5 protein-coding genes are annotated in these 4,670 nt (G+C 71.9%); 4 read left to right on the forward strand and 1 reads right to left on the reverse strand.

The features are described 5' to 3' along the window. Nucleotides 1-804: 804 nt before the first annotated feature. Nucleotides 805-2,094 (reverse strand): tyrosine--tRNA ligase, encoded by a 1,290-nt coding sequence (tyrS, locus tag NCC78_RS27755; protein WP_250798189.1) that lies wholly within the window; start codon nt 2,092-2,094, stop codon nt 805-807. A 99-nt stretch (nt 2,095-2,193) separates the two neighbouring features. On the opposite strand from tyrS, the gene NCC78_RS27760 reads away from it, so the two are divergent. The 4 genes from NCC78_RS27760 to NCC78_RS27775 form a co-directional block, all read left to right on the forward strand. Further along, nucleotides 2,194-2,583 (forward strand): PaaI family thioesterase, encoded by a 390-nt coding sequence (locus NCC78_RS27760; protein ID WP_250798183.1) that lies wholly within the window; start codon nt 2,194-2,196, stop codon nt 2,581-2,583. Nucleotides 2,584-2,827: 244 nt separating this feature from the next. Beyond that, entirely contained in the window at nt 2,828-4,051 is a 1,224-nt protein-coding gene (locus NCC78_RS27765) for an NRAMP family divalent metal transporter (RefSeq protein WP_250798185.1), read from the forward strand. Beyond that, nucleotides 4,048-4,428 (forward strand): hypothetical protein, encoded by a 381-nt coding sequence (locus NCC78_RS27770; protein WP_250798186.1) that lies wholly within the window; start codon nt 4,048-4,050, stop codon nt 4,426-4,428. Before NCC78_RS27765 ends, NCC78_RS27770 begins: the two co-directional genes overlap by 4 nt. Then, the coding region (locus NCC78_RS27775) for a PRC-barrel domain containing protein (protein WP_250798187.1) at nt 4,415-4,670 on the forward strand (256 nt) is incomplete at its 3' end. The genes NCC78_RS27770 and NCC78_RS27775, both read left to right, overlap by 14 nt.

Here is a 4,670-nt window from a genome sequence, read left to right on the forward strand (position 1 = left end):
TAAATCATAATTGGCACTGGCTTATCAAGCACCCTGTTGAGTTCTCAAAGAACAACCACACACCGCCCGAAAACCCCACACCGTGGAGCCCCGACCCGGGGTATTTCGTCCACCGCACCCGCCGCTTCCCGCGCCGGGCACTTTTACTACGTTACCCGGTGATTTCCGCGCCGTCAAACCGATGTAACCCGGTCCGACCCGCTTCCACCCAATTTCCGGGCACCACGAGAAGATCCGGCCGAAGCCGTCGCAATTCGTGGATTCGACAGGCCGGCCGCCGCGGTCTCCCGCAAGCTCGCCCGGTACCCTGCCGGTCGTAAACCATACCCGGTCGGTTCCGCCTCACCAAATCCGCCTCGCGGCGGATCCGGGGCACCGCCCGGTCCAGGCTCACACGGGATTCAACCCGCCCGACCCTGGAGTCATTCCCGGCCCCGTCCGGCTTCGTAAAGCCTCCGGAGCCCGATCCAAGCTCGTACCGGATACAACCGGCCCAACCCTGGAGTCATTCCCGGCCCCGTCCGGCTTCGTGAAGCCTCCGGAGCCCGATCCAGGCTCGTACCGGATACAACCGGCCCAACCCTGGAGTCATTCCCGGCCCCGTCCGGCTTCGTGAAGCCTCCGGAGCCCGATCCAGGCTCGTACCGGATACAACCGGCCCGACCCTGGCGTCATTCCCGCGCTCCGGCCTCCAGGACTTTCGCCCGTTTCGTCCGTTCCGCGCTGACAGAGAGAAAGTTACGCGCCCGGCGGATCCAACGTCAAATCCGCCGGGCGCGTCCCGCGTCACAGCGGGCGTTCGGCTCAACTCTGCAGCTCGACCCCGGCGAATGACCGCTTGCCGCGGCGCAGCACCAGGTACCGGCCGTGCAGCAGGTCGTCCGGGCCGACGGTCGCGTCGGTCTCGGTGATCCGGGCGTTGTTGACGTACGCGCCGCCCTCGGCGATCACCCGGCGGGCCTCCTTGAGGCTCGGCACCAGCCCGGAGTCGCGCAGCAGCCCGGCCACGTCCGGCAGCTCCGGCAGGTGGACCAGCCCCGCCTCGGTCAGCGCGGCACGCAGGGTTGCCGGTGCGAGTTCCTCCAGCGAGCCGCGGCCGAACAGCGCCTGGCTCGCGGCGACCACCTGGGCCATCTCCCGTTCCCCGTGCACCAGGGTAGTCAGCTCCTCGGCGAGGGCGCGCTGGGCGGCGCGGGCGGCCGGCCGCTCGGCGGTCTCCTTCTCCAGCGCCTCCAGCTCCTCGCGCGAGCGGAAGCTGAAGTACCGCAGGTAGCGGGTGACGTCCCGGTCGTCGACGTTGATCCAGAACTGGTAGAACGCGTACGGGCTGGTCATCTCCGGGTCGAGCCAGATCGCCCCGCCCTCGGTCTTGCCGAACTTCGTCCCGTCGGACCTGGTCACCAAGGGCGTGGTGAACGCCTCCACCGGGCCGGCGCCGCGCCGGCGGATGTAGTCCACGCCGGCGGTGATGTTGCCCCACTGGTCGGAGCCGCCGAACTGGAGCTGGCAGCCGTGCCGGCGGTGCAGCTCGAAGAAGTCGTGGGACTGGAGCAGCTGGTAGCTGAACTCGGTGAAGCTGATGCCGCTGTCCAGCCGGGCCTTGACCACCTCCCGGGCCAGCATCTTGTTGACCGGGAAGTGTTTGCCGACGTCGCGGAGGAACTCGACCACCGACATCTCACCGGTCCAGTCCAGGTTGTTGACCAGGCGGGCGGCGTTGTCACCGGTGTACGACACGAAGGGGGCGAGCTGGTCGCGGATGCGGCCGACCCAGCCGGCGACCACCTCGGGCGGGTTGAGTGTCCGCTCCGCGCTCTCCTTCGGGTCACCGATCTGGCCGGTCGCGCCGCCGACGAGCAGCAGCGGCCGGTGCCCGGCCAGTTGGAGGCGGCGGGCCGTGGTGACCTGCATGAGGTGGCCGACGTGCAGGCTCGGCGCGGTCGGGTCGAAGCCGACATAGAAGGCGGTCGCACCGCCGTCGAGCAGCGCGCGCAGCTCGTCGAGGCCGGTGGAGTCCTGAATCAGGCCCCGCCACCGCAGGTCATCGGTCAGGGAGTCCCGCCCGGACGGCGGGAGGCTGCTGCTGTCGGTCACGGTCACCGATTCTCCCCCATGGCGGGGGGCGGACCGTACCGGGTTTCCCGGTCCGGGCGGCCGGCTACGCTGGCGACCCATGATCGAGGAGGGGCTGCCGTGGATGCACCGAACCTGACGGGTGGCTTCGTCGCCCTGCTCGGGCTTCAGTTCGACGAGGTGAGCGGGGACCGGGTGGTGATCCGCTGGCGGGTCCGTCCGGAGCTGCACCAGCCGTTCGGAATCCAGCACGGCGGCGTGTACTGCTCGGTGGTGGAGACTGCCGCCAGCGTCGGCGGGTCGCTCTGGCTCGCCGACCGGGGGCAGGTCGTCGGCGTGTCGAACCAGACGGACTTCCTGCGCGCCGTCCGCGAGGGGGAGCTGACCGCCGTCGGCACGCCGGTGCACCGGGGCCGCAGCCAGCAGCTCTGGCAGGTGGAGATCACCGACGCCGACGCCCGGCTGGTCGCCCGCGGCCAGGTCCGCCTGCAGAACCTCTCCCCCGCCTGACCGGCCCCGCCGCGGAGCACGCCTGACCGGACCTCCGGGCTCCGGGCTCCGGGCTCCGGGCTCCGGACTCCGGGCTCCGGGCTCCGGGCAGGACCTACCTGACCGGTCTGCGGTGCGTGGGGCAAGGGCGTTCGGCCGTACGCCGGCGTTGGCGTCGACCCGGGGCTGATGCCCGATTCGCGGTTACTGGTGCGGTCGGCGCCGATATCGTCGCGTCGATGACCGCCCGCGAGCCGCAGCCGAGGTGAGGAAGCTCCTCGCCGCCACGCTTGGCGTCCTCTCCGCCGTCGGCGGCTTCGTGGACATCGGCGACCTGGTGGCGGCGAGCCAGGCCGGCGCGCGCTTCGGCATGGGGCACGCCTGGGTGCTGCTGCTCGGCGTGGTCGGCATCTGCGCGTACGCGGACATGGCGGGACGGATCGCGGCGGTGAGCGGCCGGGCGGTGTTCGACCTGGTCCGGGAGCGGCTCGGCGCTCGGGTGGCGCTGCTCAACCTGGTGGCGTCGTACCTGGTCACGGTCCTCACCCTGGCCGCCGAGCTGGGCGGGGTGGCGTTGGCGCTGCGGCTGGCCGCCGGCCTGCCCTACCTGGTCTGGGTGCCGGTGGCCGGCCTGGCCGTCTGGCTGGTGCTGTGGCGGATGCGCTTCCAGCTGATGGAGCGGGTGTTCGGGCTGGCCGGCCTGGCGCTGGTCGTCTTCGCGGTGGCGCTGTGGTGGCTGCCGACCGACTGGGCGGCGCTGGGCCGGGGGATGCTGCACCCCGGGGAGGCCGGCCACGGCTGGGGCGCCTACTGGTTCGTCGCGGTGGCGCTCTTCGCCTCCACCGTCAGCCCGTACGAGGTGTTCTTCTTCTCCTCCGGCGGGGTGGAGGAGCGGTGGAGCGCCGAGGACCTGGCCGACGCCCGGTCCAGCGTGCTGATCGGGTTCCCGGTCGGCGGGCTCCTCGCGCTGTCGTTGATCGCCACGGCCACGGTGGTGTTCCACCCGGGCACGTCGGTCACCACCCTCGACCAGGTGGCCCGGCCGGTGCTGCTCGCGTTCGGCGCGGTCGGCCTGGCGGTGGTGTCCCTCGGCTTCTTCGCGGTCACCTTCGGCGCCGCGCTGGAGACCGGCCTGTCGGCGGCGTACGCCGCTGCGCAGTACTTCGGGTGGCAGTGGGGCAAGCGGGTCAGCCCCCGGGAGGCGGCCCGGTTCCACGCGGTGCTGCTGGTCAGCGTGCTGCTGGGGGTACTGGTGCTGCTCACCACGGTCGACCCGGTGACGCTCACGGAGTACATGCTGATCGTCAGCGCGGTGGCGCTGCCGCTGACCTACCTGCCGATCCTGGTGGTGGCCAACGACCGGACGTACCTGGGAGACCGGGTCAACGGGCGGCTGCTGAACCTGCTCGGCGCGGTGTTCCTGCTGGTGATCCTCGCCGCGTCGGTGGCGGCGGTCCCGTTGGCGATCACCACGAGGATGGGACAGTGAGGGTCCAGGTGGCCCGGCAGCTGCTGGACCGGCAGCTGGTCGACGTGACCGGCCGGCTGGTCGGCAAGGTCGACGATGTCGAGTTCGCCCTGGACGACGACGGCGTGCCGTACGTGCGGACGCTGCTCAGCGGGCCGGGGGCGCTGGGCGCGCGGGTCGGTGGCCGGCTCGGGCGGATGCTGGTGCTGGCCGCGGAGCGGTTTGTCAGCGATCCGCCGCTGACGCCGATGCGGATCCCGTTCCGGCTGGTCGAGCGGGTGGACAGCGCCGTGTGGCTGCGGGTCCCGGCCGAGGAGCTGCCCGCCTCGCCGGTGGAGGAGTGGCTGCGCCGGCACCTGATCGGCCGGATCCCGGGAGCGGGCCGTGCGAGCGGGTGAGCTGCTGGGACGCACCGCGTACGACCGGCGGGGCCGGCGCCTCGGCCGGGTGGTGGACGTGGTGGTGCGCGGCCCGGTGCCCGGCGGTCCGCTGCGGCTGACCGATGTGATCGTCACCGCCCACTGGTACGGGCGGTTGGCCGGCCGGTTGATCGGCCCGGAGCGCCACCCGAGCGGGCCCTGGCTGATCCGCGCGGCGGCGCGGCTGCTCGGCCGCAGCACCCGACAGGTCGCCGTCGACC

This window comes from Micromonospora phytophila (assembly GCF_023656545.1).
GTDB lineage: Bacteria > Actinomycetota > Actinomycetes > Mycobacteriales > Micromonosporaceae > Micromonospora > Micromonospora phytophila.